Origin of the sequence: Streptomyces sp. IMTB 2501 (assembly GCF_001953885.1) — a bacterium.
Lineage (GTDB): Bacteria > Actinomycetota > Actinomycetes > Streptomycetales > Streptomycetaceae > Streptomyces.
Genome location: NZ_MQUS01000022.1, coordinates 1 through 25,808 on the forward strand (window position 1 = coordinate 1; position 25,808 = coordinate 25,808).

25 protein-coding genes and 2 pseudogenes are annotated in these 25,808 nt (G+C 67.8%); 17 read left to right on the top strand and 10 right to left on the bottom strand.

Translation table 11 applies throughout. The annotated features are described in order from the left end of the window. Positions 1 to 262 precede the first annotated feature (262 nt). The 8 genes from AV521_RS30995 (at position 263) to infA (ending at position 6,896) form a co-directional block, all read left to right on the top strand. Positions 263 to 484, top strand: a complete 222-nt coding sequence (locus AV521_RS30995) for a hypothetical protein (RefSeq protein ID WP_076093017.1) — start codon at positions 263 to 265, stop codon at positions 482 to 484. A 435-nt stretch (positions 485 to 919) separates the two neighbouring features. After that, entirely contained in the window at positions 920 to 1,096 is a 177-nt protein-coding gene (locus AV521_RS49505) for a hypothetical protein (protein WP_179023496.1), read from the top strand. A 277-nt stretch (positions 1,097 to 1,373) separates the two neighbouring features. Continuing rightward, entirely contained in the window at positions 1,374 to 2,684 is a 1,311-nt protein-coding gene (locus tag AV521_RS31010; protein WP_076093021.1) for a hypothetical protein, read from the top strand. Then, positions 2,681 to 4,405, top strand: coding sequence for an Hsp70 family protein (locus AV521_RS31015; protein ID WP_076093022.1), 1,725 nt, complete (start codon positions 2,681 to 2,683; stop codon positions 4,403 to 4,405). Before AV521_RS31010 ends, AV521_RS31015 begins: the two co-directional genes overlap by 4 nt. 4 nt (positions 4,406 to 4,409) lie before the next feature. Further along, the gene (locus AV521_RS31020) at positions 4,410 to 5,144 is read left to right on the top strand and encodes a hypothetical protein (RefSeq protein ID WP_076093024.1); all 735 of its coding nucleotides are present in this window, start codon (positions 4,410 to 4,412) and stop codon (positions 5,142 to 5,144) included. A gap of 374 nt (positions 5,145 to 5,518) precedes the next feature. After that, entirely contained in the window at positions 5,519 to 5,695 is a 177-nt protein-coding gene (locus AV521_RS49510; RefSeq protein ID WP_179023498.1) for a hypothetical protein, read from the top strand. A gap of 188 nt (positions 5,696 to 5,883) precedes the next feature. Further along, positions 5,884 to 6,675, top strand: a complete 792-nt coding sequence (locus tag AV521_RS31035; protein ID WP_076093026.1) for an N-acetyltransferase — start codon at positions 5,884 to 5,886, stop codon at positions 6,673 to 6,675. Next, positions 6,672 to 6,896, top strand: a complete 225-nt coding sequence (infA, locus tag AV521_RS31040) for a translation initiation factor IF-1 (RefSeq protein ID WP_010981942.1) — start codon at positions 6,672 to 6,674, stop codon at positions 6,894 to 6,896. The genes AV521_RS31035 and infA overlap by 4 nt, the downstream gene beginning before the upstream one ends. Positions 6,897 to 7,080: 184 nt before the next feature. Here infA and AV521_RS52820 read toward each other — a convergent pair whose 3' ends face one another. The 3 genes from AV521_RS52820 to AV521_RS49515 are packed head-to-tail and all read right to left on the bottom strand — an operon-like array spanning position 7,081 to position 8,960. Next, positions 7,081 to 7,227: a transposase gene (locus AV521_RS52820; protein WP_107481073.1), complete on the bottom strand. Its 147-nt coding sequence runs from the start codon at positions 7,225 to 7,227 to the stop codon at positions 7,081 to 7,083. 33 nt (positions 7,228 to 7,260) lie between these two features. Next, positions 7,261 to 8,739, bottom strand: a complete 1,479-nt coding sequence (locus AV521_RS31050; protein WP_076093028.1) for an oxidoreductase — start codon at positions 8,737 to 8,739, stop codon at positions 7,261 to 7,263. Positions 8,740 to 8,786: 47 nt separating this feature from the next. Continuing rightward, the gene (locus tag AV521_RS49515; RefSeq protein ID WP_179023500.1) at positions 8,787 to 8,960 is read right to left on the bottom strand and encodes a hypothetical protein; all 174 of its coding nucleotides are present in this window, start codon (positions 8,958 to 8,960) and stop codon (positions 8,787 to 8,789) included. A gap of 467 nt (positions 8,961 to 9,427) precedes the next feature. Between AV521_RS49515 and AV521_RS31055 the strand changes: the two genes are divergently transcribed. Further along, positions 9,428 to 10,153 (top strand): YqjF family protein, encoded by a 726-nt coding sequence (locus AV521_RS31055; RefSeq protein WP_076093030.1) that lies wholly within the window; start codon positions 9,428 to 9,430, stop codon positions 10,151 to 10,153. Positions 10,154 to 10,828: 675 nt separating this feature from the next. Here the strand turns inward: AV521_RS31055 and AV521_RS31065 are convergent. Next, the gene (locus AV521_RS31065) at positions 10,829 to 11,098 is read right to left on the bottom strand and encodes a DUF3761 domain-containing protein (protein WP_256725729.1); all 270 of its coding nucleotides are present in this window, start codon (positions 11,096 to 11,098) and stop codon (positions 10,829 to 10,831) included. A gap of 484 nt (positions 11,099 to 11,582) precedes the next feature. Here AV521_RS31065 and AV521_RS31070 point away from each other — a divergent pair, with 484 nt between their 5' ends. Next, entirely contained in the window at positions 11,583 to 12,161 is a 579-nt protein-coding gene (locus AV521_RS31070; RefSeq protein WP_076093036.1) for a Type-2Aa cytolytic delta-endotoxin, read from the top strand. An 866-nt stretch (positions 12,162 to 13,027) separates the two neighbouring features. Continuing rightward, a pseudogene (locus AV521_RS31080) lies at positions 13,028 to 14,157 on the top strand (IS630 family transposase). Between the two features lie 72 nt (positions 14,158 to 14,229). On the opposite strand, the gene AV521_RS47950 reads toward AV521_RS31080, so the two are convergent. Beyond that, positions 14,230 to 14,607, bottom strand: a complete 378-nt coding sequence (locus AV521_RS47950; RefSeq protein ID WP_030825962.1) for a hypothetical protein — start codon at positions 14,605 to 14,607, stop codon at positions 14,230 to 14,232. 521 nt (positions 14,608 to 15,128) lie between these two features. Here AV521_RS47950 and AV521_RS47955 point away from each other — a divergent pair. Further along, positions 15,129 to 15,448 (top strand): annotated as a pseudogene (locus AV521_RS47955) (transposase); the annotation flags it as partial. A 144-nt stretch (positions 15,449 to 15,592) separates the two neighbouring features. Beyond that, positions 15,593 to 16,339: a phosphotransferase family protein gene (locus tag AV521_RS47960; RefSeq protein ID WP_076093247.1), complete on the top strand. Its 747-nt coding sequence runs from the start codon at positions 15,593 to 15,595 to the stop codon at positions 16,337 to 16,339. A gap of 74 nt (positions 16,340 to 16,413) precedes the next feature. Here AV521_RS47960 and AV521_RS31100 read toward each other — a convergent pair whose 3' ends face one another. After that, positions 16,414 to 16,746 (bottom strand): hypothetical protein, encoded by a 333-nt coding sequence (locus AV521_RS31100; protein ID WP_076093042.1) that lies wholly within the window; start codon positions 16,744 to 16,746, stop codon positions 16,414 to 16,416. An 86-nt stretch (positions 16,747 to 16,832) separates the two neighbouring features. Continuing rightward, positions 16,833 to 17,672 carry a patatin-like phospholipase family protein gene (locus AV521_RS31105; RefSeq protein WP_076093044.1) on the bottom strand — a complete coding sequence of 280 codons (840 nt, stop codon included), beginning with the start codon at positions 17,670 to 17,672 and terminating at the stop codon, positions 16,833 to 16,835. A 139-nt stretch (positions 17,673 to 17,811) separates the two neighbouring features. On the opposite strand from AV521_RS31105, the gene AV521_RS31110 reads away from it, so the two are divergent. Then, positions 17,812 to 18,468, top strand: a complete 657-nt coding sequence (locus AV521_RS31110) for a TetR/AcrR family transcriptional regulator (protein WP_079249497.1) — start codon at positions 17,812 to 17,814, stop codon at positions 18,466 to 18,468. Between the two features lie 574 nt (positions 18,469 to 19,042). Here the strand turns inward: AV521_RS31110 and AV521_RS31115 are convergent. Beyond that, positions 19,043 to 19,945 (bottom strand): hypothetical protein, encoded by a 903-nt coding sequence (locus tag AV521_RS31115; protein WP_076093048.1) that lies wholly within the window; start codon positions 19,943 to 19,945, stop codon positions 19,043 to 19,045. After that, on the bottom strand, positions 19,942 to 22,149 hold the full coding sequence (locus tag AV521_RS31120) for a hypothetical protein (RefSeq protein WP_076093050.1): 2,208 nt from the start codon (positions 22,147 to 22,149) through the stop codon (positions 19,942 to 19,944). The genes AV521_RS31115 and AV521_RS31120 overlap by 4 nt, the downstream gene beginning before the upstream one ends. A 964-nt stretch (positions 22,150 to 23,113) precedes the next feature. Between AV521_RS31120 and AV521_RS31125 the strand changes: the two genes are divergently transcribed. From AV521_RS31125 to AV521_RS47970, 3 genes are all read left to right on the top strand, one after another. Beyond that, positions 23,114 to 23,773, top strand: a complete 660-nt coding sequence (locus AV521_RS31125; protein ID WP_107481076.1) for a transposase — start codon at positions 23,114 to 23,116, stop codon at positions 23,771 to 23,773. 9 nt (positions 23,774 to 23,782) lie between these two features. Beyond that, the gene (locus AV521_RS31130) at positions 23,783 to 24,430 is read left to right on the top strand and encodes a class I SAM-dependent methyltransferase (RefSeq protein WP_076093052.1); all 648 of its coding nucleotides are present in this window, start codon (positions 23,783 to 23,785) and stop codon (positions 24,428 to 24,430) included. An 84-nt stretch (positions 24,431 to 24,514) separates the two neighbouring features. Beyond that, the gene (locus AV521_RS47970) at positions 24,515 to 24,712 is read left to right on the top strand and encodes a transposase (RefSeq protein WP_179023502.1); all 198 of its coding nucleotides are present in this window, start codon (positions 24,515 to 24,517) and stop codon (positions 24,710 to 24,712) included. Positions 24,713 to 25,220: 508 nt separating this feature from the next. On the opposite strand, the gene AV521_RS31140 is transcribed toward AV521_RS47970, so the two are convergent. After that, on the bottom strand, positions 25,221 to 25,742 hold the full coding sequence (locus tag AV521_RS31140) for a hypothetical protein (RefSeq protein WP_076093054.1): 522 nt from the start codon (positions 25,740 to 25,742) through the stop codon (positions 25,221 to 25,223). Between the last annotated feature and the right edge of the window lie 66 nt (positions 25,743 to 25,808).

Here is a 25,808-nt window from a genome sequence, read left to right on the forward strand (position 1 = left end):
GTCGACGACCTCTTCGGTCAACGAGGGACGCTGAGCGATCAGCACGAGGTATTGCCTCCAGTATTGTGCGCCCGCTATGTGACGCCGTAGACACCACGAAGGGTACGGGTAGTTCGGTCCCCTACGAGGCCGAACCTCCCGACCCCGCCCCTCTGTCAGCCGGTCGGCAGACTCGGCGCTTACTGGAGTGAAGTCTAACGATCAACTACACCTGCCTCTGAGAGTGGGCCGGCAGCGCAGTTCGTAGCGCATACTTGGGGCAATGACAAAGCGTGCTGCGCCGAAGCGCCATCTGCCTACCAGCCCCTTCAAGGCCCCGGTCACACCGGCTCCCAAGCACTTCGCCGTGGGTGACCAGGTCACACACGACATGTACGGCCTCGGCCGGGTCATCGGCATCGAGGATGGAATCGCGGCCCTCGTGGATTTCGGCTCGACGCAAATGCGGATCCTGAGCCCGTACGCCAAGATGACCAAGCTGTAGGACCGCTGTGCCCGGTCACGGCACGCCAGGCCCCTTCAGGGGCTTGTAACGAAAGGGAGACCTCTCATCGATCTGACGTCGCTGTTCTCCGCCCTGGAAGGGCAACCCCGCTGTTCCGCTGCGGCATCGCCACCTCCGACGACGAACCCCTTCCAAGCCCCGGACTTCGGGGAAGACGAGACCTTCCTGCCCGAGCATGTCCATGGGCTCGCCTCGGGCACGCGTGCCGCGCAACCCAAGGCAGCGTAGCTCCCACGAGTGCGACGCTCTCGACGGCTGGCCGCAGCCGTCTCCGGCGCTGCGGTGAGGCGTGCGGCCGTCTCCGTTCCCGTCTTCTCAAAGAGCGTTTTGTCCTGCCAAGGCCGTTTGGTGGGACCGTAGTTCAAGCCGATCGCGGGTCGCTCTCGGGTGCGGCCTGTGAGGTTCGACGCGGGTATGGAGAATGCTCTGTGGGACCGGCTTTGGGCCGAGGTGCAGGCTGAGGTGGACGGCCTCGTCTCGGCTGGGCGGAACGAGGTCAACGTCCTCAGCGAAGCGAGCGACAGGTTCTGGGACCTCTTCGGCAGCCCTCGCACCAACGCCTCCTCGCCCTTCCAGAAGGTCAAGCGCTGACGGCCCGAGACAGGCGGTCGCCCGCATTCCCGAATCGATGGGTGAGACAGTCACGCGATCACGCAGCCGGTTCGGACGGTGTCGGCACAAAGGCGCAAGACGTTCGAAGTCGCAGTCCTTCATGACAACTGTGAGTCCCTCCCACGCAAACGTCGGGTGAGGGCCACCGGGGGTGTGCTATCTGTTAACTGGGAAGGCCGATCTGGCCTGATGGGGGATGGGTGGTACCGGTATGGCCGGGGGTAAGAAAGGCTTATTGTCGCGCCTGGTGAGTCTGGTGGGACTCGCCGAGCAGGCCGACAAGCTCATCGAGTGGGGCAACACGGCGACTGAAGGCGCCTTCGGCCTGCTCAAGGGGCACCAGGAAGGCAAGCAGGCCCAGCAGCAGCAAGACCATGAGATGCGGATGGGTTCGTTCAACGAATTCCTTCGTGAGCGGCAGCACTCACGCACCATGGAACTGGTCAGGCTGGCGTCCTCGAAGGGCGTCAAGACCGCCGCCATCAGAGCTGGGCTCGATGTGGTGACGACGAGTGTCAATGCTCTCGCCGCCGATATCGTCAACCAGCGAGAGTACGAGAGGAATCGGAAGCTCATCTCGGCTTCGCAGCAGGCGGCCGAGGACCTGGAATGGCACCGGGCGCTGGTGCAGGTGGCACTTCACGACGCGCTGCGGACACGAGAACTGGAACTGGCCAACAGCCCGTTTTCCCACACCCCCGAGGCCGTCCGGGAACACGTGGTCGAGGCCACTGGTGACGGCCGGAAGCCCGTTCTGCTGATCGCCCCCTTCTACCACGAGGGAGCCGTCACGGCGGACAACGGCCCCCGTTTCGTGGTCGCCGTGCGCCAGGCCTGGCTGACCAGCCATTGGCACGGCGACCTGGAGCCGATGGCCGGCCTGATCGACCGCCCACTGCACCGCCTCGACGTGGACGTGCGGACCGTCCAGCAGGTGCTTCATGACCTGCCCGTCGTGCTGGTGTATGGACAGGCGCAAGAGGGCGGGCGCATATGGCCGTCGCTGGCGGCCTGGAACATTTTACCCGGAACGGACTGCACGTCGTTGCACATGAACTTCCCTCCGATGCCCCTGACGGCCGCCGGCGATCCCGCCGAGGCTCAGGACATCGGTGACCGGCTCGGCCGGATGTTCTCGCTGGCCGCGGGGAACCTGGGCGACTGGTTCCACCTGCTCCGCCACGAGCGGGCGCCCAGGATGCACATCCTCCTGGCCGCCGGCGAGGACTCCGAACGCGCCCTGGCCTCGACCAGCGCCGCCGACTCATACGACTTCCTGGCCGCCACGGGCCGACTCGATACCCACTTGGCCTACGCCCATCAGGCCCGCATCCTGGCCGAGGGCGGCCTCACCGACCTGGCCCGCCGCATGGCCCGCACCGCGCTCGCCGAGCTGGCGTCCCTGCCGTTGGACGACGGGACCCGGCACTTGGCCGCCCTGCGCGAACTCCTCGGGGTATTCGGGCTGCTGGGCGACGTGCAGTACACGGCCGAGGCAGAGGCCCTCCGGGAGGCGGCCGCACAACGGCGCCTTGACCAGTTGCACGGCTGGGAGGGGCGTCGATGAGCGACGAGCCGAAGGTCGCCGCGGCCATCGACTTCGGGACGCACGGCAGCGGATACGCATGGGCGGTCAAGTGCAACCAGAACGACGACAGCGCCACGCGTCAGATCCTCAGCCGCGACCAGTGGAGCGACCAGCCAGCCACGTATCCCAAGAACCGGACGGCTCTTCTGTTGAACAAGGACGGAACCGTCGCCGACTGGGGACACTCGGCCCTGAAGAAATACCAGCAGCAGCGGGGGGACAGCGCGGGTGAACTGGTCACCGGGCTCCAGATGAAGATGTTCCTGGCCCCGGCCCACGACACCGCGCCTTCGATAGGTGGCCTCGCCCGCCGCAACGAGAAGCTCATTCCCCTCTATCTCCAGAAACTCTACTCGCTCGCCCTCAACGAGATACAACTCGGCGGATTCAAGGAAGAGGACATCGTCTGGTGCCTGACGGTGCCCGCCATCTGGGACGACCAGGCGCGTGACGCCATGCGGCGGGCGGCGGAACGAGCCGGTCTGCCCACCGAGGAGCACCGGTTCCACCTCGGCCTGGAGCCCGAGGTGGCGGTCCAGTATGCACGCAACGCGCTTTCCGGCGGGGGCATGGATCGTGCGGGAACCCGTATCGTCGTCGTAGATGCTGGCGGCGGTACTGTCGACATCACGGCCTACCAGGTCGAGCCGGACGGCCGCCGCCTCGCCGAGGTGATCACAGCGGACGGCGACCGGCTCGGCTCGGAGTACGTCAACCTGGCCTTTCGGACGGAGATCTTGGAGTCTCGGCTGAACAGCCCGGGGCACTTCGACGGCGCCTCCCGGCTTCTCGACTATGAGGAGAAGGCGCCTGGCCTGCTCCACGACCTGCTCCAGGCGTTCGAGCGAAGGAAGATCGACTTCGACCCCGACGACCCCGGCGACACGAACATCTCCATTCCGGGCAGGCTCTTCCGGCTGATGGGAGATGCGGGACTCGATGCGCTGGCGAGTAGGCAGAACGGCGTCGACGACGCCTTCGTCATCTCCAGGGATGCCTTCCTCGGCCTGTTCGACCAGGTCCTGGACCCCATGATGAACCTCATCGAGACGCAGCTGGACCGCGTGCTCGCCAACGCGCCGGAGAACGTCCGCCTGCTGGGGATGGGGGGATTCGCCCAGTCTCGGTACTTCCAGCGCCGCATGGCCGAGAGGTTCGACGACGGCGACCGGGTGCGATTCGTTGTTCCGCCCCTTCCCGCGTTGGCGGTTCTCCACGGCGCCGTGCACTTCGCCTACGACCCCTCCGGGACCCGGATTCGCCGCACTCGCTACACCTACGGGTGCGACGCGAGCTGGCCGTTCAAGAAGGGCGACCCGACGAGTTCGAAGGTGACCGACGACGACGGTGCGGAGCTCTGTTCGACGCGCTTCAACGCCTTCGTCCGGATAGGGGATCCGGTGGAGGTGGACCAAGAGGTCAAGTGCGTATACACCCCCATGAAGAACAACCAACAGGATATGGCGTTCACGCTCTACCGAACCACCGAGCACGACCCGCGGTACGTGACCGACCGAGGGTCGGTCCCCATCGGCGAATTGGTGGTGAAACTGCCGTCCGCGGTCAGGAAGCTAACCCGGACCGAGCGGAAGGTCGAGCTGTGCATGCGGTTCGGCGGCACCCAGACCAAGGTAACGGCAAGGGTTCTGGAAACCGGGGAGACGCTGGAAACGTCAATAGAGTTCAAACCCAGGTGGTGAGGACGTGAGCAGTTCGTCGGATCTCTTCGAGTACATGGCGGGATTGGATCCCGACGATCGCGAGGACCTGGAGACGCTCATGATGCACTTCGCCGGAATCATCAAGCGTAAGACCAGGCGGATCGAGGCGCTCGAGAAGGACTACCGGGAACTCAGGGGTGAACTGCAGAAACTCAAGCAGGAAGTGAAGGACCAGGGGGAGAAAATACAGCATCTGCTCGCGCGGCAGAACCAGCAGCGCATGGACGTGGCGACGGACCAGGACGTCCACCACCACAACATTGCCGAGGCATACCGCAACTTCCGGGAGCAGCAGCTGCTCACCACGGTGCGGAGGTCCATACCCCGCACGGGCGCTGGCCGCATCGACCGAAGGGAACTGGCGGAGAGGATGAGCGCCGTATGCTCGGAGCTCTTCGGCCAGGCGCTCCCCGATGTCCAGGCCATCAAGGACATCTTGTCCGGTGCCGCAGCGGACGAGGACGCGGAACGCCTGTGCGCCACCGCCGCGGAACTGCGCAGACGGGCGGAGTACCTGGGCGGCGACCCCGCCTGGGTCTTCGGCTCCTCGCTTGAGTCGCTCAGTCCCGACCAGCGGGAACCAGGGCTCGGCGCACCGGAGGAAGGTGACCCCGAATTCGTCATCGCCCCCGCCTACCGGGCGCGCGGCAAGGTCCACTGCACACAGCTGGTATGGACCACCAACCCGGACACTGCTGAGGGCACGGCCGGGCCCTGAGCCACCCTCAGTCGCCAGCGCAACAAAGCCGTCCGGGAGCAGCCGTGCCCGTGATCCAACTGCTGCCCCGAACGCAGGAGTGTCCCCTGAACTGGAACGACAGGGCTTGTCCAGGGTCCAGTTGCCACGTGGCTCGTGGACGATGACTTGTGGGCGCTGATCGAACCGCTCCCGCCGCCCCGGCCGAAGCGGTCGCCGGGCCGAGGCCAGTGGATGATCAGCTCTGTCTGCAGGGCATCCTGTACCTCCTGCACCGGGACATCGCCCGCCAACTCCTCCCGCTGGAGCCGGAGTCCGGGCAGACCTGCTGGCGAGCTCGACCGGACTCGCGCGTGCGTGGACGGCTCCCACGTGCGCGCGAAAGCGGGGGAGCCGTGACCGGTCGGTCGGCGGTCGACCGGCGGAAGGCGGGCAGCGAGCACCGCCTGATCTGCGACGGCAAGGGCACCCCGCTGCACGTCATCGCGGTGGCCGCCAACGTGAACGACAACACCCGGACCCTCGACCTCGGCGACGGCATCCCACCCATCGCCGGACGACCGAGCTCATAGGAAAAAGGATTTGAGTAAGCCGGTGACCCGTTGCTACTTTCATGGTGGACCGTGAAGTCGTCGTATGGAGGTGAGCCCCGTGAACACAGTTACCCGTGGGTGCTCCCTCAACCCGTCACGGTCCGGCGGCTGACGTTCGGTGTCGCCAGGAGCGCCTGAGATCGAGGCACTCCTGGAAGGAGACTCCGATGAACACGAAGCCTTTCACATCCGGCCTGAGCGAGAACGCGGTGGTGATCACGCGCGTTGCGGACAGGCAATGGCATGCACTGGATGACGACCTGGTGGTCGGCCGAGGGCATGCGGTGCACCGGCCCGACGGACGTTTGTTCGTCAGCATCGACGCCTGGCACGACGCCACCTTCGACCGGCTCGTCGAGGCGATGCTGGCGGTACTGCCGGCGCCGCTGTACACGGTGGTCGACGAAGCCGACGTCGAGCTGACGGCCGGCTGGCGGCGGGCCGGTTTCACGATCCGGCGCCGCGAGTGGGAGTACGCCGTGCCGACCGACCCGCGGGTCACAGGGCTCGACGCAGCCCTGCCACCGTCGGGCGTGACGATCGTGCCCGCCGGTCAGGCGGACGAGAGTCTGCTGCGGGCGGTGGACCGCGCGATCCGTGACGAAGTCGAGGCGACCGTCGGATGGCAGTCGATGCCCGCGGAGGTAATTCCCCGCCCCACAGGCGACACCATCGTCGACCCGTCGAAGTACGCGGTGGCCGCGACGCCGGACCGCTACCTGGGTCTGATCCGGGTGGTGACGGTGAACCGGCCGCGCGTCGGGCTGGTCGCGGTCCGGGCCGGCGAGCAGCGCCGAGGCATCGCGCGGGCGCTGCTGGCCCACGCGCTGGGGACGCTGCACCGCTCCGGCTTCGCCGCGGCCTGGGCCGAGGTCCACGAGTCCAACCAAGCAGCCTCGGCGCTGTTCGAGGGCATCGGCGCCCGGCCGATGAGCAGCAACCTGGAGCTGGTGCGATGACGAAGAACAAGAACGTCATCGAAGTCGAGGGCAAGGTCGTCGAGTGCCTGCGCAGCGCCATGTTCACCGTGGAGCTCGAGAACGGCCACCAGGTGCTCGCGCACATCAGCGGGAAGATCCGCAAGAACTACATCAAGATCATGCTGGAAGACCGGGTGCTGGTGGAGCTCCCGCCGTACGACCTGACGCGCGGCCGGATCGTGTTCCGGTACCGGAACTAGCGGCGGTCGGCACCTTCCGCAGTAGCTGATCCTGGGGCCCCGGTCACGGCGTTGGTGACCGGGGCCCCGATGATGGCTCGCACGGCCGTGGCGGCCACCGCTCCAGCCGCCGCCAGCAGGTCTGGCCCGGGTCGAACCCCAGCTTCTGGGGGAGCAGTTGCCAGGCGATGTCGTTGTGCAGCACCTACAGGATGCCCTCCAGGCACAGCCGGTCCGGCACCGGCCGCGGGCCAGGAGCCTCCTCGGGCCAGGGCGGCAGCAGCGGCGCGATCAGCGCCCACAGCCGGATCACCGGCCGCCTCAGTCGCTGCTGGACGCAGTGGACGCCCACGCCTCCGCTCTCTCAACTGGCCACTGGAAAGGGTCAGTTCCTGTTCAGGGTGCGGGTGATACCGGCAAGTACCGCGGTCGTCAGGATCCAGCCGGCGGCAATGAGGGCGTAAGACAGCCAAGCGGTCGCTCCACCCGTCCAGTACCAGGACGTGCGTTGGCCGAGACCACCAATAGGGATCAACAGGTCAAGGGTGTAGATGAAAGGGTTGAAGGGTGGCACTTGGCCGGGTTGGGCCGGCCGGGGCGTGTGGATCGCGAAGACCGTAGTGCCGAGCAGGACGAGCGCCGCGAGCCACACGCCCGCCAGCCAGGGGCGGTAGCCGTAGCCGACCGTGGCATCGAGGAGGTGGCCCCCCAGGCGGGTGGGCAGGCCCAGGGTCCTTCTGCGGTGGCGTTGCTTGGCCAGCAGGACGCGTCGGGCGTCGTCGTCGTGGCCGATCTGCCGGTACCAAACGGCCAGTTGCTCGTAGGGCTGGGCGGAGTAGCCGGGATGCCGTCGTATCCATGCCACGCGACGCTCAACGGACGTCGTCCGGAGATCACCGCTCTCGTGGAGGGAGCCGTAGGTGAAGCCCTGCAGTCGTACAGTGTCCGGCCAGGCGTCCTCTCGGTCGTGAACGGTCATGGCCCGGGCGTTCTCCAGGTTCACCTGGCCGGACGGCGGCTCGGCGGGGGTGAAGACGAAGACTCCTGCCTGCATGCGGGCGCAGTCCAGCGCCGTACCGTCGGCCCGGACGATGGCGCCGTCGAGGGTCAGCTGGTCGGTTATCTGCGCGCCCCGCAGGCTGACCGTCCCCTCGGCCGTGAATCCCTGGGACAGCGTCATGGTGCTCACCACCGCATGGTCGGCGAGGAGCGCAACGCCATCAGGGTGGTGTAGCTGCGCCTGCTCCATGTGCAGGCCGCCGGGCAGCTGAGCACCCAGGAGACGTATACCGCCGTGCACGATGGTTCTACGGCAGAACAGTCCGCCCTCCATGACGAGCCCGCCGGCGACGAGAGCCCAGTCCCCAGGGTGTGAGACGACCGCGTCGCTGAGCATCAGCTCGCCGGCCAGGCGCGCGTTCATCAATGAGAGTCTGCCGTTCAGGACCGTGTGGCGAAGGACGACCCTGCCTGCCACCCGCGCCATGGTCAGGTTGAGTCCCGGGAGCCTGCTGCCCTTGATCTCGATCGTCCGGGTTGCGGCTCCGTACAGTCCGAGGCCCTGCTCGAACCAGCAACCCTCGAACCACAGCCCATGCCCGATATCGGCTTCACTCAGGTCGAGCGCGCCGCTGATCCGGGCACCCGCGAGCCGCAACGCCGGAACGTGCCCCGGCTGTTCCGGATTAGCGCCGAGGAGCAGAGTGGCCACGACGGTGGCCCTGACCGTCCGCTCGGCGCCCCAACCCTCGCCGTTCTCGGGGTCGTCCTCCGCACCACCCGTACGGAAGTCCACCAGGCGCCCAGTGTGATAGGCGTCCCACAACTGGCGTTCCGCCGACGTGAGTTCCTCGTACGAGTGCACCCCAGAAGACTAACGGACAGCAACCTCAGGTGATCAAGCACGGACGCTCACGGCGTGGTGGTGAACTTCCCGACGCCCAGCTTGCGCAGCCGGCCTCGCTCGGCCAGCCGGTTCGGCTCCGAGCGCATCGCCTCCGAGCGGGCCGACTCCAAGGACATCCCCAGCTCAGCGCAGACCTGCTTGACCATGACCGGCGCATCCGCCCGCCGCGCCGCATCCATGACGCGCTGGTAGCCCTCCGGCAGGACCGCCTGCCCCCGGGCGGCGTCGCTTCCTGTTCCCCTTCTACAGGCAGCTGCTCGGCCAGCCGACGCACGTCCCGCTCGGCAACGGTGAGTTCCTCCGGCTCGCCGCGCACCTCTTGGAGTTGCCGACCCAACATCTCAGCCTGCAGCTCCAGTTCGGCCTCGCGGGCCGTGATCAGCCCACGAAGGTCGCATCCACACCGCTGGCCACCTGACGTACCTCCCGCCCGGATCGTACGGACAGGTATCTCAGCCTCATGACCAGCAACTCCAGGAGGGTGGATCTTCAATGAGTAGCACCGGGCGGAGTGCAAGAGCGTGGTCCTGAAGTTCCCGGGCCCTGTGTCGCAAGTCCAGTAGCATCGACCTACCGGTAGTGTTCCGTCTCCTGTCATGCTCAAGCTGTGCAGAAGCCCGCCCCTGACGCTCGCCGCTCACCTGGCATGGCAGTCTCCCCAGACGCTCCTGTCGACATACGCTTCCCGCTGCTCACCCAGCAGTGGCTGGATTTGGTGTTCATCCACTGGGCCGTCGAACCGGCCACGGTGGCACAGCTGTTGCCGACCGGGACCGTACCCGACATCCACGAAGGAAGCACTTACGTCGGGCTGGTCGCTTTCCGCATGCGCAAGGTCGGCTGGTTCCGGCTGCCCGGGGTGCCTTACCTCGGCTCGTTCCCGGAGACCAACGTCCGCCTGTACTCGGTGGACGAACACGGCCGCCGCGGGGTCGTCTTCCGTTCGATGGATGCCTCGCGCCTGATCCCCGTGGTGATGGGACGCATCGGTTTCCACCTTCCCTACCTGTGGTCCCGTATGGCCGTGCGCGCCGCCGGCGACACCGTCACCTATACCAGCTCGCGCCGGTGGCCGGGCGGGCCCGGTGCGGCCAGCCGCATCACCGTACGGACAGGTGAACGCATCAACGAACCAACGGAGTTGGAGCACTTTCTCACCGCCCGTTGGGGTATGCACAACGCCTTCCCCGGCGGGTTGGCGTATCTGCCCAACCACCACCCGCGCTGGCCCCTGCACCGCGCCGAGCTCATCACCTGCGAGGAGAACCTGCTCACCGCGGCTGGCCTGCCCGCGCCGAGCACCACCCCGGTCAGCGTCCTGTACTCACCGGGCGTCCCCGTCCGCCTCGGCCGCCCCGTCCGCCAGCCCTGAGCAGCCGTCTGAAGAACGATCTCCGCAGGGTGGGGACTGCACCCCTCTGATCAACGGGCGGCCCGCCGGGAGTGATGGTCACGCCCGACACCTTCTGGCCCACCACCGGATCGACTGGAGCCCTCCCCGCTACCGCCAGACCCAGAACGCCAGCCAAACGTTCGCCAGTGGAGAACGTGGTATGTGAGGGACCGACAGTCCCTGCAGGCCATCGCCGACCGCGAACACGTCAGCTCGGCCACCGTACGCCTCGCCCTGCGCAGACAAGGGGTGGTTCTTCGCAAAGCCGACGGACGCCCGGCTACGGAGTGCGGTGCGGCCAGTGGTGCCCGCCCGTCGCCAGTCGGGCCGCCAGCCACGGCGGGTCCAGCACCAGCGGCGCGCCCCAGTCGTCGGGCCGCGGTCGCCCACGGCCCGTATGTCGCGCCGTTGTCGGGTGCGGCTTCGGGTGGGCTCCTGCTTCATCGCGCAGTGCCGGTACGGGCACCGGCCTTACCCGCGTTCCACCGGCTGTCACGGCCCGTCCGGCCCTTTTCGCGACGCTGACCGACGCGTTGATGTCTCGGACACCGGCACTGACACGTCGTCGGTCGGCCGGTTCGGGAGAGCCGGCGCCGAGAGCACGCAGGGTGCTTCCTCCGGACATGGAGGAGGCACCCTGCGTCCATGATCGGGCTACTTGAACCAGTAGCGGACGCCGTGGTGGTGTGAGCAGGTGCCCTGCGAGTGCCGCGAGTACGACAGTGACGCGTCCGTGCACTTCGCGGTCTCGTACCTGTCCTTGGGCTTTTGGTGGTGCGTCCAGCCGCATACTCCGGTGGTGTGGCGTATGCACTGGTGGGCGGTGTTGGTGGACGGCAAGGTGGCTGCATACGCCGCCGGGGCGCTGAAGAAGACACCGGCGAGGGCGACAGCCACGGCCGAGGCAGCAAGACGTACGCGCAAAGGAATCCCCCCTTTGAAGTGGTGCGAGTGCAGCGGGAGTTTATAGCGGTTTGAACGACTTGGCGCGCTGGTGGCTCAACCTCATTCCCTTCGCCTGAACTCGCTGTCCACCGCTGGCCAACGCTCTTACGGTCGGTATCCGCCTCCGGGTGTGAGGCGCCGGGACGCAGAACGAATGGACACGTCCTATGGCGTAGACGAAGCTCGACAAGCAGTCGGAGGGGGCCGCCGAATCCCGCATGTTCGGCATTGGCTGGATCTTGGCCGGCCGGGACCTGGACGGCGTGAGGCGGGCCTGGCGCCACCTCCTGGCGTTCCGGACCCGCGTCCTGCTCGAAGGGGTGCGCCGTGCACCCAGCCGCCCCTGCAAGGTGTCGCTGTCACGCGTCGCGCCTGCCGCACCGGTGCCCTGCGGGGCGCGGTGGTGCACTGGTGCGGCATACTGGCGCCCCACCAGTGCAACAAAATGTTTAAGGAGGGGAAGTTGGCAGCCTGCTTCAGGACGGTCACCGAGGTGGGAGAGGCTCATCTTGCCCAGGCACAGGCCCTGGGGCGTGCCTTCCAGGAGGCGATCGCGCCCGCCACCGTCAACTACGACTTCGGTCACATTCGCGATGCCGCCGCCATGCTTCCCGACAGCGACATCGTCAAGATGATCCGTGGCTGGGGACTCCAGGAGGAGGCGCCGGTCCTGGTGATGGCGCTCTCCCTCAAAGAGGCGGTCCGCCAGGCGCTCCCGCCCGAGGCGGCTCAGGCGTCGTTCTGGGACACCGTCGAGCGCGACCTCATGGATGCCTTCACCGGTCTCGCGGCGCAGGAGGGCGAACCGGGACTGGCCTACTACGAGGAGGGGCCGGACCATACGAGCTACTACCGCGATTTGTTCTTCGCCCTCCAGGACGAGGAAGTCGGCGCGTACCTGTACGCCGTCGCGTTCTGCGCCGATGTCACCGTGGGCTTTGGCAAGTCCCGTGTGGGAACCCTGGGCCTCACCGATATCGCACCGTTCGCGGTCCGGCTCAACGCGATCGTCGTGCGCCAGAAGCTCGCGAACGTGGCCTGATCCTCTGGGCATCAGGGAGGACGCAGGCAAGCCCTCGGGTTGGAGATGTGCTGGTGGATCTGCCACATGAGGACGCCGAGGCCGAGAAGCGCGGCGAGCCGGGAGACTGCGGTGACCAGGAAGCCGAGCTGAGGGACGAGGGGTGCCGCCCGTGTCGTTGACGGCGGCGACGCGGCGGCCCGGCCGTGCCTCGAAGCAAAACGTGCGGCCTCCTCATCGACAACCCCTGGCCGGGCGCGCAGCTGGCCAACGCCGCCTCATGTGCCCCGCTGCTCGGTGGCGGGGCCGCCTTCCTGCTGCCGGTATCCGTCTGCAGCACGGCTCGGTGACCGCTTCGGCGGCGGGCGTGGTCGTCGGGGAGACCCCGGGCCCGGCCTGGGTGGGCGTCCGGTGGCCGGACGAGCGCGCCCGCGAGGGCCAGGTGGCGCCAGCGGTCGCGGGTTCGTGCCGGTGCTGGCCCGGTTCGGGCAGGCACTGGCGGATCAGGCCGTGGATCACCGAGGAAGGCCGACGTCATGAAGATGATGTCCACGGCCCTCAGCAGGAAAGGCGTATGGGTGCTCCCCGTGAGCCAACTCGCCATGAGGAGCGTCAGCGCGTTGTTCAGCAACTCTCCTGCCAAGACACACACATATCGAAAGGTCCCGGCGCCCGCTGCTTCGCCTTGCAAGCGCGATTCCAGGCCCGCGATGAACGGTTCGACCTGGCGGCGGACCATGACACGGTTCCTTCGGCACGCCGCGCTCGCCTCGGTGGTGGAAGAGCGCGCCGCGGACCTGCTAGTGCTGTGACCGCATAGGTTCACCGGGTTGGCGGTCGTGGCGGTTGGATGTGCGGCGACGTCCGATCCGATCGCTGGAGGCCCGGTGGCCGAGCCTGTCCGTGTACGCAGACTGACCGACCAGGAGGGGCGGAAGCTGCAGCAGATCATGCGCAGGGGCAGCACGAGTTCGGTACGCTACCGGCGCGCGATGATGCTGCTCGCCTCGGCGGGCGGGAACCGGGTGCCGGTGATCGCCCAGCTGGTCCAGGCCGACGAGGACACCGTGCGCGATGTGATCCACCGCTTCAACGAGATCGGCCTGGCCTGCCTGGACCCTCAGTGGGCGGGAGGCCGACCCCGCCTACTCAGTCGTGAGGACGAGGACTTCGTCATCCGGACGGCCACCACTCGCCCCACCAGGCTCGGCCAACCCTTCACCCGCTGGTCGATCCGCAAACTCGCCGCCTACCTGCGGAAAGTGCACGGCCGCGTCATCCGCATCGGCCGTGAAGCCTTACGAAGCCTTACAGTGCCTGTTCCGGCGCCGCGGCATCACCTTCCAGCGCACCAAGAGCTGGAAGGACTCGCCCGACCCTGATCGCGACGCCAAGCTCGACCGGATTGAGCAGGTGCTGGACCGCTTCCCGGACCGGGTCTTCGCCTTCGACGAGTTCGGGCCCCTGGGGATCCGGCCCACCGCGGGCTCCTGCTGGGCGAAACAGGGCAAGCCGAACCGGCTGTCGGCGACCTACCGCCGCACTCACGGCGTCACGTACTTCCGCGGCTGCTACTCCGTGGGCGACGACCGCCTGTGGGGCGTCAACCGACGTCGCAAGGGCACCGCCGACACCCTGGCCGCGCTCAAGTCGATCCGCGGCCCGACTCGACGGCGCCCCGATCTACATCATCTTGGACAACCTCTCCGCCCACACCGGCGCGGACATCCGCCGCTGGGCGAAGAAGAACAAGGTCGAGCTGTGCTTCACCCCGACCTAGGCTTCCTGGGCCCATCCGATCGAGGCCCACTTCGGCCCGCTGCGGCAGTTCACCCTGGCCAACTCCCACCACCGCAGCCAGCCCGCGCAAACCCAGGCACTGCACCGCTTCCTGCGCTGGCGCAATACCAACGCCCGCCACCCCGACGTACTCACCGCCCAACGCAAGGAACGCGCCCGCGTCCGCAGCGAGAAGGGCATCCGCTGGGGCGGACGCCCCCTCAACACAGCAGCCTGACCAACCGCGAACCGCAGCCCCCGAGCACCGAAGGGGGCAGGTTCAGGAGAAGGACAGCGACAGAAGGATGACTCAGGAGGCGGACGGTTCGATCTCCCCCGCAAAGACGATGACCTGGTCGATGAGGCTCCGCCGCAGATGGACGACGTCCGTTCCCGCCAGGCGGGGACCTCCATCCGGCGTGGTAAAGACCCACTGGTACCGGGCCCACTCGTCAGGCATGTCCACCGCCGAGCAGCGCACCATCGTGCCGGTCCCCGCCGGGTGGCGCCGGATGTCCAGCACGAACCGCTCGACCGCCGCGATTCCTTCGCTGCGACCCAACGGCCCCCAGAAGACCACGTCTGAGGTCAGAGCCTGGGAGAGCAGGGCAGTCACATAGCTGTCGTCCGAGGCGTTGAACGCGGAGATGAACGTGTCGATCGCGGAGCGTGCAATCTCTTCCTGCATACCCCAGTAATACCAGCCGTTGCGCGTGCGCTCGTCCCGCGAGCCGCCTTCTGATCACGGTGAACCATCCCGGTCACAGCACTAGTCGCGAACGCAGCGGTGGCACCGGCCGTTGCCGTGGCTGGATCAACATCGACGCTGCAGCCGCTCACTACCGGTCACGCCCCCAGCGTGCGACAGCCATGCTCCAACTCGCCGCCTGACAAGCTCTAACAGAATGATCACCGGCATCACGCGGAGTAACCCGTTCAACGCATCGGGCGTAGGACGTCGGCCAGTCCTGGTGTGGTTGAGTATCGGGCGCGCCGAATGGCGGTTGGGTTGCCGCATGGCGTGCCTCTGGCAGACCGAAACGATCAGCGATGCGACATCGATCACGACCGCGCAGGTCGCGTTGACGGTGTCCGCGTTCATCCGATCTCCCTGGCGAAGCCTCGCGGCTCTGACGGCATCCGAACCGATCGTCGTGTCCTGTCCCGACGTTCACCGGTTGTCCAGGTCATGGGGCGTGGCCGTGGGCCCTGTCGGATGAAGCTGGGAGCGGATCGAACCGCTATTGCCGAGGAGGGAGCGGCGGTTCCGGTATCCGGGCCGCAAACCTCTGCCGGACCGGGAGGTACTGCGCGGAAATCTGTACGTGCTGCACACCGGCATCCAGTGGGAGTACCTGCCGAGGGAGCTGGGCTTCGGCTCGGGCATGACCTGCTGGCGGCGGCTGGGGGACTGGAAGACCGGAGTCTGGCAGGGGCTGCACGAGGTCTGGCTCGGTCAACTCCATGCGGCTTCGAGGTTGGACTGGTCCACCTGCGTCGTCGACTCCTCCCACATCAGGGCCCCAAGGGCTCCTGGCAAAAGTGGTGGGCTTGACCTGGTCAGCGGTCGGTGTCGTGCACGAGGCCGCCGGGTAGTTGCACGCAGTCAGCCGCGCAATCGCACGCGACAAACCCGGCGACGTCGACGATCACCCCCGGGATACTGGTCGCCCATGGATGAGGTCAAAGTCGTGGTCGCCCATTCAGAGCGCGCGACCCTGCGCGTCGGCGACGTGTTCCTGAAGGTGGACGCCGATCAGGCGCGCATCGACGTCGAGGTCGAGGCGATGGCCCTGGCGCCGGTCCCGACCCCGAAGGTCCTGTGGCGCAAGCCGCCCGTGCTCGCGATCGCCACGGTCGCGGGGGCGGCGCTCGGCCGGCTCGGCGGGCCATCGACCGCGTCGCCGGCGGCGTGGGCCGCGGCGGGTGCCGCCATCCGGAAGTTGCACGACGCGCCGTTGCCGCCCTGGCCCGGCCGGGGCGGCCGGGGCCTCGACGAGTTGGCGGCGGATCTCGACGGCGAGTGCGAGCGGCTCGTGACGAACGGCGTCCTGCCCGCCGACCTGGTCACTCGCAACCGCCAGGTCGCCGAAGCCGCGCTCCGGCCGTGGACTCCGGTGTTCACGCACGGCGATCTGCAGATCGCTCACGTGTTCGTCGACGGCGACGAGATCACGGGCATCATCGACTGGTCCGAGGCGGGCCAGGGTGATGCCCTCTTCGACCTCGCCACCTTGACGCTCGGACACGAGGAGCACCTCGGCGACGTCGTCGCCGGCTATGGCACCGACGTCGACCTCGACGTGATCCGCGCGTGGTGGTCGTTGCGAAGCCTGTTGGCGGTTCGGTGGCTGGCCGAGCACGGCTTCGACCCGACCGCGCCGGGCTGTGAGGTCGACGTGTTGAGATCCCGGATGTGAGGCTGCGCGGGTCCGACTGCTACGAGTGCGTTCTGACGCATCGCGCAGGCCATCTCCTGGCGTATTGCCTGCCGTTACTCCCGACAAAGTGGGGTGCGCAGTCGTCGCCAGCAGATGACGGGGGAGCCGAGGGTGGCGAACGCGTGCGGCAGCGCGATCGCTCCTTCCACGACCCAGCGGTACATGCCCAGGCCGGACGCGTGCCCGGTGCCGCGCCGGGCGATGTGCGGGGTGATCTGGAACCGGCGGACCTCGTCCCGGCAGACCTCGTGGTCATAGCCGCGGCCGGCGTACAGGTGCGTGGGGCGGCGCAGTGGCCTGCCGCGATTGCCGCCGATCGGCAGGACGGCATGAACCAGCGGGATCAGTCGAGTGACGTAGAGACGGCTCTCTGGTCGAAAACCCACCTACCAGCAGCTTCATCGTCTCGTGCGGCAGACGACCTCGACTTCCCGCCTTCAAGGAGAGTTTGGCAACGTGCGCTTTGCCGCAGTCACCCCTGCCAGACGTCGGCCACCGAAGGGGCCAACGCACTGGCCTGGGCGTGGCCCGCGCGGGCGGCAGCCGACCGGCGGGTGTCGTCCGCCATGTTGCGGCCCATCATTCGGCGCGCGGCGCGGTCCGGGGACAGCAGGATGACACGCGCTCCGTCGTCGGACAGTTCCGCGGCCTGCTGCGAGGCGCTCGGATGCGGCCCGACCGCCCGGGGAATCGGCGCGACCGCCAGTACCCGGCGGTACCCGCGTGCGAGCTGGAGGTTGGCGGTCGAACGGCTGCCGCCGTCCATCCAGCGTCGGCCCGCCGCGGTGACCGGCGGCCATACGACGGGTACGGCGCAGCTCGCCGCGACCGCTTCGAGGAGTGTGGCTCCAGAGCGCGAGTGGAACACCTCGGTCTGTCCGCTCTGCGCGTCGACCGCGGCGATCCGCAGCTCCCGCTCGGGCCAGTCGCGTACGTCGCCCAGGAGCGCGCTGACCGTGTCGAAGACGCCTGACTCCGGGCCGGTCCGGGCGCGGAGTGCTGCCCGGGCGAGGCGTTCGATGGACCGCTGGGGATCGCGCGAGCCGAGCGCCGCCCAGAGGAAGCTCGCCGTCTGGCGCGCTGTCACCGGCAGACGGACCGCGTCTGCTCCGGAGAGCTGGCGCTCGTAGAGATCCGCGGGCGGGACGCCGGACCGGAGCCGGGATCCGAAGACGGCACCGGCGGAAGTGCCGATCACGACGTCGGCGCTGCCGATATCGATCCCGGCCTCGGCGAGCCCGGCGAGCACCCCGGTCAACCAGGCTCCCCCCACCGGTCCGCCGCCGCCGAGCACGAGTGCGGTGCCGAGCATGCTTCCCCCTCCCGGTGAACGACCCGCGGACGTCCCGTCCGCGGGAAGTAAAACGGGGAACAGTCCCCGCTTACTCGGCCGACGATAGCATCCGTACCGGGGAACACCCCCCAGTACGGGGCAAGACCAGGGAGACATGATGGGCGACCGTTCGCCGGCAGGGCGCCGTGATGCGCTGCGCAACCGGAAGCTGCTGACGGACAAAGCCCGCGAAGTCTTCGCCGAACAGGGCCTGGATGCCCCGCTCGATGTAATCGCCCGGCGGGCTGGGGTGGGCAACGCCACCCTCTACCGCCACTTCCCGACCCGTGCCGCGCTCGTCGACGAGGTCTTCCGGGATGCGCTGTCGGAGACCGCAGCAGCCGGCGAACGGGCACGAACCGCCGAGGACGCATGGACGGGACTGACGCAGTACCTACGAACTGTGTTCGCGGGCCTGGCCGCAGACCGCGGCACCAACGACCTCATGACCACGAACCTGGAAGGCGTCACTTCCCTGAAGGCGATCCACGCCCACAACCGCGAAACCATCGACGAGCTGCTCCGGCGCGGTCAGGAGCAAGCCACCATCCGCCCGGACCTCACCACCGAGGACCTGCTCTTCACTCTGGCAGCACTGGGCAGGGCTGTACCCGCACTCACCACGGTCGCCCCGGATGCCTGGCACCGCCCGCTCGCCCTGCTCCTCGACGGCCTTCGCACCAACCCGGCCGCGCCTGCTCTGACCGCGCCGGCCCTCACTTCCGACCAGCTCGGCAAGGTGCTGCTCAATCTCGGCCCGCACAAGCGGCGTTGAGAGGCTCCTGAGTCACACGGCTGCCCTGCTACACCAACCCTTCATCAGGAACTTTTCCGCCTCGGGCGTCGCGATCAGGTTGGAAAAGACTGGCGCCTGGCGAGCAGAACATGCCAGGCAGTGGTCTCGGCCTCACGCAGCCACAACCTGCCCGAGGTACCGGCCCCTTGCTACGAGCGTGTCATGAGCCAGTGCGTCGCCGATCTCCTCGGTCACGGCGTTGCGCTGCTGGGCGTCGAGCTCTGCGAGAAAGCTGAGCGCACGGTCGGCAATGCCTGCTTCGTTCCCCCTGACCAGGCGGTCGAAGAACGGGCCGCCCGCGTTGCCGGGGTCGATGTACGAAGCGGCTTGGCCTCCCGCGGCCTCCAGCGCACCCCAGAATTCATCGCCTTCGGGCCCTCGATTACGACCGTGTCGCCGTCACCTAAATCGAGGAAGGCATGCGATCGACGAAGGTGCCCGGTGCGTACCTGCGCCCCTTGCAGGTGGAGCGGTCGGTGGCGGTCGGATGCCCAGTCGTAGGGGCGGTGAAGACGCCGCCAAGCTGTGTCCTCGGACGATCCGTCTTGACTCATCACCTGATTCCTTGCAGGTTCGCCGCATAGATTCGCTCGCCCACGAGGTCACCACGGAGGTGGCACTCCGCGAGCGCCCGTTCGGTGAAACGCCGGGCCTCGGGAAGGGCACCGAGCCGGAAGTGGTTCAGGCCGAGCAAGCCGTAGATCTTGCCCAGGTAGCGCTTGCCGACCTCCTCGTCGGCCTCCGCCCCGTCGGACTCGTCGAGCAGCTCACACAGCACGTCGTTGCTTGCCACGTACCGTCTGGTGTCACTGAGGTCCTGTGCGTACGAGATGCGCTCCCGGTATCGCATCAATCGCCGGCCGAGGGGAGTCGCGAGCCGGATCTCCTGGGCCGTGTACACGGCTTCGAGGTTCTCAGCGTAGATCCACTGGCCTTCCCGGTCGCCGGTCTCGATACAGCATTGGAGGGCCCGCTCGGTGTACCGAACGGCTTCCGGAATCGCGTCAAGACGCACCGAGTTGGCGCCGAGCATGCCGTACGTCTTGGCCCGCAGGTCGTCCGCGGACGGGCCCTGCCAGCCGGCCATCTCCGCCAGCAGCTCATGCAGTACCGCTGAGCTGGCGGCGAACTCGCCGTCCTCATGTTTCTGCTGAGCCCTGTGCATCAGGTACCTCAACTTGCTGAAAGGATGAGCCGTTCCCCGTGGAGCGAGCCTCTCCATCGGCTGCGAATGTCCGAGGATCTGCATGACCTCGGCGACCGTGACCAGGGCCTGGCCCCATTGGGCAACCAGCCGCTGGTCCGCTCGATACTCCTCCGGCACCCTGGCCCACTCGTCGAACTGCTCGACAATGGCATCGGCGTAGGTCCGGCACAGCTCGACGAGCAGACCCTCCTCACCACGGAAGACGGCGGCGAACACGTCGTCGCGGAGGGACATCCGGTCGCCGTTCACCGGCGTGCTCCAGTGGTTGCCGAGCGCAGCTCTTCCAGCAATTGGTGCCGGAAGAGTCCTCCGGGCCACGCAGCGGACCGGGCCTGCCGTACCGCCACCCGGACCACGTCATCGGCGTCGCCGTTCTTTCCGCCGTCCGTCGGAGCGAAACGCATGACGTTGTTCTCCGGTACGTCGATCGCCAGTGTCACGAACGGCACCCGCGCCGCACGGAGCGCGGCGAGCAGCCCCCTCACCACTGGGCACTCAAGAAAGCGGACGTCACTGGCGACCAGCACCCACAACAGCGCGTCCACGTGCGCGGTGCGCAGCGTTCCCTCGGCGAAGTGCCCGACCGGTGCCACATCAGTGGCCAGCCAGGTCAGTGATCCGACCGGCATCCCCACCGCATGCTTCAGCTCGTCCTTGCGGGACACGATCCAATTGGCGAGGAGCACCGCTTCACCCTCGCACGCCCCGACGACCGCCACGTGGCAGGAACTGCGCCACCGCCTCCGCTCCAGGACGACATACGACTCGATCGTGAGTGGCTCCGCGGCAGGAATCCAGTCCACCGACGTCGCGCCTGCCCAGTCCAGCGTCGTGGTCTGCGCCGGCTGCGGCTCGCCCACCAAACGCGCGGTGGTGGTGGGCAGGACGATCGTGTGCCCGTGCTGGACGACGGGAAGCGGGAACGTGCCGGTGACCACCTCGCTGCCGTCGATGTGGATCTTCCTCGGGGCGCCCAGCCGACACAGCCCCTGGTAGATGGCCGGCAGGTCGGCCTCGTCGGTTGCCGCCAGCTCGAGTCTCCGCATACAGCCGGCCGGGGTCTGGACCCGGAACACCTCAGTGTCGAGCACCGCACGCCACACGACATGCGGCCGGTCCAGCAGGAGCTTGCTCAGGTGATCTTCCGTTCGGCCCTTCACCAGGGTCGGGCGGTCGGCTCCCACCAGCACGTCGAAATTCTGCAGCGCGTCGGCCGTCAACACTTCGAGCGTGCACCACGCCCTGCTCAGATAGTCGTCCGAGTCATCGAGCAGAACGGCGGTCCTCCCAAGTGCCTGGAGCAGGCCGAAGTGCCCCATTGCGAACTCGAAATCCTCCTGTTCCTCAGGGGTGCGCGGAGGCTGGGGAACGCAGCTGTAGTCGTACCAGACGTGGACACGAGCAAGCAGGGCTCCGAGCAGCGGGCGGTCGCCGACCAACTCGCGCAGGTGGGCAAGGCCGATGTCCGAACGAGCCTTCCGGACACCGTTGTCCGCGGTGACCTCCTGGAGCGGCAGTACCTCTTCGTACACGTCAGCCAGGGCGGAGGGATCCAGCGCCTCGCGCAGCACGTTGACGAGGAGGGACTCGGCGAGGTCGGATCCTGCGGCTCCGACGGCGGCGCTGACGAACTGGCTGTACTTCCTAGGTGTGTGCAGGCCGCGTTCTTTCGCCACATAGACCGCCTCGCACATGGCCGAGACCAGCTGCCAGGCCGCCAACCGGGCCTGGATGCCGTCGGGATCCGGTGAGGTCGGCGTGAGCCAGCGGTGCGAGAGGAAGAGGTAGTAATGGCCGGGCAGGGTTTCCGAAACCAGTGACGCCTGCCACTGCTGGCACCGCACGAAACGGCCGGCGCGGATCAGGGCGGGCAGTGGTAACCAGTTCGGCCGCCGGCCGTCAGCGAGGTCGTACCGCGCGTACTGGCTCAGCAGCCGGGGCAGATCACGGTCCTGCGCGCCGTCCAGGAACACGCTCGGCGGTGCGCTCAACGGAAACGACCACACGATGCCGTCCCCCGGCTCACCGCGCTCAGTCTTCTGCACCATGTTGAACAGGTTCTCGCTGGTCTCGTAGGCCCACTGCCCGTCCGGCACGCACAACGGGCGGTGCCTCAGTCTGGGCTGCTGCTCCAACAACGTCTCGACCAGCTCGGGCGCGCGCCACCGCTGCTGCCGCAGGGCGTCCGCCCGCGCCTGGGCGAAACTCTTGAACGGAACTTGTCCCTGGAACGGCGTCACGCTCAGCGAACGGAAGCCGATCTCGTCGTACGACAGCGAACCCGCGCTCCTGGCGTACTTCAGAGCCCTCGCCGCGGCCTCATGAGGCGCGTCCTCCAGATACCTCGCGATCAGTTCCGGCCGGTCAGCGAACTGCTCGGCCGGGACGTCCTGCCAGGCTGCGATGTCGATGTCGCGCAGCCGGTCGTGCACCAAGGCCTCGATGTGCCTCAAGCCCGCCTCCCGCAGGTGGTCAGGTCATAGGACCCCTCAGCTTCTCCGGACCTACCTCGCCCGGAATGAAGAGATGCCCAACTCCTCCCGGACATAGGCTAGATGAGAAGCGATGCCTGCGTTTCCACGGCGGACCAGGGTTGCGTGACAGCGAGGGTCCACCCTGGAGGTGGCCGCCGAACGCCAGCGCCTGAGGGAGGCCGCCGGGCTGAGCCAGGACCAGGGGGCGGCCGCACTGAAGCACGCCGTGAGGCGACGGGGGAGGGGGAGGCCGGCCGCACGAGCCACGGCCGCCCCAGCACGGCGCCTGAGTCCGGAACCGAGACGGCGAGCAGACCGACAGCCGCCAGCACCGCCTTGGGCAGGGCCGACGACCGACACGACTGTGGGGATGGCAATGCCGTCTCGGTAGTGGCCTGACCCGCGATTCGACTGACTGCCATGTCCTTCTTCTTGAACTGTCGACCGCCGTCCGGGGTGGTGCGTGCTGCCATCGAAGCGGTCGGGCGTGTCCCGAAAGGGGCCTTCGTGACACTGGAGGCTGCCCCACGGCCCGGGAGGGCTATCGCGAACTCCTTTTCTGGGGACGTGCTTTTGGGCAGTTATGGCGGGCCGGGGTGGAATGCATCGGCTCTTACGGAGCCGAGCCGCCCTCACCCGCTATCTGCACCATGAAAGCATCACGGTCACCGAGGTCAACCAGCCCGGCAAGGCTGTCCTACTGACGCGGCAAGCCCGACTCCATCGATGGGACGGCCGTCGCCCGAGCGGTCCTCTCCAGCCGGGCCACGGCCACCGCCAAGACGAGCTGCCGACCGGTCGAGACCATCCGGCTGTTCAAGTTGGCCTCCGCGGTCACGTCCCGGTACATGGCCATCAACCAGCTCAAGGCCGTGCTCGTGGCGGCAGAGTCGGCCTTGCGTGAGTGCTTGGCTGGGCTGAGTAACCCCAAACGCATCCGTCAGTGTTCGCAGCTGAGCAGCTGAGGCCCACGCCCGGCACGGGGCCGCGGGCGGCATCCCGCCACACGCCCAGGATCCTGGCGAGGCGGATCCCGCACCTCACCGACGAGAACACTGCTGTCGATGCCTGCGCACCCAAGCTCCTGGACCTCTACGGCGTCGGTCCGGACACGGCCGCAGCCTTGCTGACCGCGGTCGGCGAAACCTCCGACCGCCTGGCGGGCGAAGCCTCATTCGCCGCCTTCCGCAGTGCCAGGCCCGTGGAAGCATCGTCTGGAAAGACCCAGCGCCGCAGACTCAACCGAGGCGGCGACCGCCAGGCCAATGCAGAGCTACGCCATCGTCATCGCCCGCCCGGCCTGGGACACCCGCACCCGTTCACTACGTGGCACGACGGGTCGCTGAGGGCAAGACACGGCGCGAAGGCATCCGGTGCCAAAAGCGCTACGTCGCCCGTGAGATCTACCACGCCCTCCTCGCATCCGGACGGCAATCCCCGGCACCGGCCCCCGCCAGTTGACATCCATAAGGGGCATCAAACGCGGCCACATGTTCCTCGGCACCGTCACCGTGGCTGCACTCGTCATCTGGCTCCGCACATCATCGGCCGTAGAGCTTTTCGGTCAAACGTTCTTGAAACGCAGGCCCTCTCCTGCCGCTAGGGTCTCCGGGTGACCGAACTCGACACCCTGCACGCCACCCGCGAGGCCTACGACGCCATCGCCCCCACCTACGCCCAGATGTTCCATGACCCCCTGGGCGACCGCCCTTTGGAGCGCGCCCTCCTGCGTGCCTTCGCGGAGCTGGTGCGGACCAACGGTGACGTCGGGGTCGCGGACCTCGGCTGCGGACCGGGCCACCTCACAGCTCACCTCCATGGACTGGGGCTGAATGCCTTCGGCGTCGATGCCTCCCCTGTGATGGTCGAGCTCGCTCGCGAAGCCAACCCTGGGCTGCGGTTCGAGGTCGGCTCGATGGCCGCGCTGGACATCGAGGACGGCGCGCTCGGCGGGGTGCTCTCGCGGTGGTCCGTCATCCACACCCCGCCGCGGGACCTGCACGCCATCTTGGCCGAGATCGCCCGGGTCCTGGCTCCCGGCGGGCACCTGGTGATCGAATTCCCTGCCACTGACGGCCCCCACATCGAGACGCAGGCCTACGACCACACGGTGGTGACGGCCTACCGCTGGTCCCCCGACCGCCTCGCCGAGCTTCTGCGCGATCACGGATTGGTGGAGTCGGCCCGCCTGGTGATCGAGCCCAAGCCCACTGACCGGCGACAGTTCCAGGAAGTCCAGCTCCTCGCATACAAGGCGTAGACCGAGGAGCAACTCAGCAGATCACGCGACTGCATCGGCTCGGATCGTTGGTCTGAGCGGCGGGCGGGATCAACGAACCCGGGTGTGCCGTTGACTGACGCGCAATCGGCGCGGATCGAGCCGTTGGGTCCGGACCGGACACTCTGGCGGGGCGGTCGCTGGCGGGACCATCGTGAGGTGATCGGTGCGATCGCCTGGAAGGTCCAGGCCGGATCGCTGTGGGTTCACCTGCCGGAGAAATACGGCAATTGGAGAGGTGTCTACAACCGTCTGCGGATGTGAGCCCTCGACGGCACCGGGGGGCGGATGTTCACCGCACTGATGGCACAGGCCGACGTGAACGAGCATCTGGACTGGGCGGTCTCGGTGGACTCGGCGATCGTACGTGCTCACCAGCACGCGGGCGGGGCCCGCAAAAGGGGCCCTGGCCGGCGAGCCGGACGAGCACGCCATCGGCCGGTCCCGCGGCGGGCTGACTACGAAGATTCCCCTCGCCGCCGACGGCAACCGTCGGCCGATGGCGTTTGTGCTTGGCGCCGGACAGGCTGCAGGCAGAAGAACGGGTGGCGGGGGCGGGGGATGTGTCTGCGGGAGGTGTGCGGGGCGGAGATCCCCGGGTGGGTCGGCCGATGGGCGAATGGGCGCGGCCCGGACGCTGGGAGTGTGGTGCCTGGCGTCCGGGCCTGGTGATGCCTGTGTGGTGTGTGGGTTATGAGATAAGAATTTGGGGTCGGGGTTCCCGGCCCGATTCCGGCGGGCCGGGGCCCCGTATTGTGCTGTCGGCTTCCACTCAGTCGTCGCCGCGGTCGCCACGGCCGCCGCGGTCGTCGCGGTCGCAGTCCACGCGGAAGCTGGCCACCACGCCGTCCTTGACGTGGATGCCCTTGGTGTGGAGGTCGTCGACGCCGAAGCTGTCGCTGTGGGGGCCGACGGTGGCGATGGGAGCACCGTTGTCGCAGACCGCTCCGCGGAAGACCTCTACGCGCTTGTGGGTCTCGTTGCGGATGTTGAGGGTCTTGGCACCCAGGCCGCTGACCACGGTGATGCAGTCACCCGGGTGGGCGGAGTAGGACCGCTCGTTGACCAGGATCCGGCCTTCCCTCTCGTTGCCCCTTCTCTCGTTGCCTTTGCCTTCGTTGCCCTTGCCGTTGTTCTGCCCGGAGCTGCCGTCGAGGGGTGCCTGGGGGGCAGCGGCCGGGGCTGTCTGCGGTACCGAGCCGGGGGCGGCTGACGCGTAGGTGATGCCGGTCACGGCAAGTGCCGCGGCCGCCCCGGCAGAGGCGGTCACGATGGTGGAACGAGCGAGCTTCATGTCGCTTCTCCTGTCTGGTTCTCGGAGATGCCGGCTCGTCAGCCGGCTGCGATCAAAGCTACTCAT

Bases quoted from the DNA above. Each gene is read 5' to 3' on its own strand.
- AV521_RS31015 (WP_076093022.1), top strand. From the start codon at position 2,681: ATGAGCGACGAGCCGAAGGTCGCCGCGGCCATCGACTTCGGGACGCAC.
- AV521_RS49515 (WP_179023500.1), bottom strand. From the start codon at position 8,960: ATGGATGCGGCGCGGCGGGCGGATGCGCCGGTCATGGTCAAGCAGGTC.
- AV521_RS31105 (WP_076093044.1), bottom strand. From the start codon at position 17,672: ATGCTCGGCACCGCACTCGTGCTCGGCGGCGGCGGACCGGTGGGGGGA.
- AV521_RS30995 (WP_076093017.1), top strand. From the start codon at position 263: ATGACAAAGCGTGCTGCGCCGAAGCGCCATCTGCCTACCAGCCCCTTC.
- infA (WP_010981942.1), top strand. From the start codon at position 6,672: ATGACGAAGAACAAGAACGTCATCGAAGTCGAGGGCAAGGTCGTCGAG.
- AV521_RS31110 (WP_079249497.1), top strand. From the start codon at position 17,812: ATGGGCGACCGTTCGCCGGCAGGGCGCCGTGATGCGCTGCGCAACCGG.
- AV521_RS47950 (WP_030825962.1), bottom strand. From the start codon at position 14,607: ATGCAGGAAGAGATTGCACGCTCCGCGATCGACACGTTCATCTCCGCG.
- AV521_RS31035 (WP_076093026.1), top strand. From the start codon at position 5,884: ATGAACACGAAGCCTTTCACATCCGGCCTGAGCGAGAACGCGGTGGTG.
- AV521_RS31140 (WP_076093054.1), bottom strand. From the start codon at position 25,742: ATGAAGCTCGCTCGTTCCACCATCGTGACCGCCTCTGCCGGGGCGGCC.
- AV521_RS49505 (WP_179023496.1), top strand. From the start codon at position 920: ATGGAGAATGCTCTGTGGGACCGGCTTTGGGCCGAGGTGCAGGCTGAG.
- AV521_RS47960 (WP_076093247.1), top strand. From the start codon at position 15,593: ATGGATGAGGTCAAAGTCGTGGTCGCCCATTCAGAGCGCGCGACCCTG.
- AV521_RS31055 (WP_076093030.1), top strand. From the start codon at position 9,428: ATGGCAGTCTCCCCAGACGCTCCTGTCGACATACGCTTCCCGCTGCTC.